General features: G+C 71.4%; 1 protein-coding gene. It reads right to left on the reverse strand.

All coding sequences use genetic code 11. The features are described 5' to 3' along the window. Positions 1-145: 145 nt before the first annotated feature. Positions 146-1,389, reverse strand: a 1,244-nt coding sequence (locus D183_RS0111865) for a carbohydrate porin (RefSeq protein WP_017909181.1), incomplete at its 5' end; no start/stop codon positions are given.

Here is a 1,389-nt window from a genome sequence, read left to right on the forward strand (position 1 = left end):
GCGCGGCGGGCGCCGCTGCCGGAGGCGCCGCAGGTGCGGCCTGCAGCGGCGAGGCCAGCAGCAGGCCGGCGCAGCACAGGAAGGTCAGTCGTCGTGGCAACAAGGGCATCGGGATCGGCCTGGGCAGGAGGCGCGCAGCGCGCGCTCAGAAGGTGAGCTTGACCTGCAGCCCCACCGCCAGCGCGTTGTCGGTGCGCGCATAGGCGAAGGTGCCGGGGTTGACGATGTACTGCACGTCCGGCCGCAGCATCAGCCAAGGGGTCAGCTGCGCGCTGTAGGACAGTTCGTAGAGTTCCTCGGCGGTATCGAGCGCGAACACCGGCGCCTCCGGCGGCACGCCGGCATCGAGCAGCGCCGCCCTCCGCGCGTCGAGCAGGCGGTGGTTGATGTCGGCGCCGACGTAGCCCAGCGCGATGCGGTCCTGGCTGCGCCGGCCGATGCCCTGGTACACGCCGCCCACGGCGTACCAACGGGTGATCTGCGCGGTGGCATGGTCGGACACCATGTACTGGGCGAAGCCAGTGAGGCCGCGGCCGCGCTCGCCGCCGGGCGAATACAGCTTCTGCTCCACCAGCAGGTAGGCGCCGTCGCGGCCGGTGGTGGCGCGCGGGTCCAGGCCCTTGCGCGGCACCCGCGAGGAGTCGTAGTAGCCGCCGAACTTGTAGGTGCCCGGATAGGCGCCGCCGGCACCCGGCGTCCAGGTGAGTTCGACGGGGAACAGCGAGCCGGTGGTGCCGCGCGCGGTCAGGTCGAACGCGGTGTGCACGTTGTTGTTGGTGCTGGGGTTGACCTGGAACCAGCCGACCCGCAGGTTCGCCGCCGGCGTCAGTTGCTGCGCCACTTCCGCGCCCCAGCGTGCGTTCGGATAGTTGTACCAGCCGCTGTTGCCGGACATCGCCAGCGGATGCGCGCAGAACGCGGCGTTGACGAAGTTGGTCAGCAACGTGTGCGCGCCGAACTGGTTGCCCATCGCGTAGAAGCCGGCCTTGATGTAGCTGCGCCCGTCGTTGAAGCGGCGGTCGTAGCTCAGTTCGGTGAGCCGGGTGAACTGGCCGCCGTAGGCTTCCTGGATCGGGAAGCGGTTGCCGAGCAGATCGGCCGAGGTGCTGCGGCCGCGGCGGTCGTTGACGGTCACGTGCAGCGTGCCGCCGCCCCAGCCGGCCAGTTTCGCCAGGTCCAGGTCCACGCCCAGCCGGACCTGCTGCGCGTAACGCGCGCCGCGCTCGCCGCGGCCGCCGTCGACCACGCCCATGGCTTCGCCGACGTAGTCGCCGCGTACAGCGACGCCGCGCTGCAGCCAGTCGCTGCGCGTGCCGTCCCAGTCGCCGGTCAAGGTGCTGTGCGCCAGGTCGGCGGCGTCCTGCGCAGCCGCGACCGCCGGGACGAAGA

This window comes from Xanthomonas sp. SHU 199 (assembly GCF_000364665.1).
Lineage (GTDB): Bacteria > Pseudomonadota > Gammaproteobacteria > Xanthomonadales > Xanthomonadaceae > Xanthomonas_A > Xanthomonas_A sontii.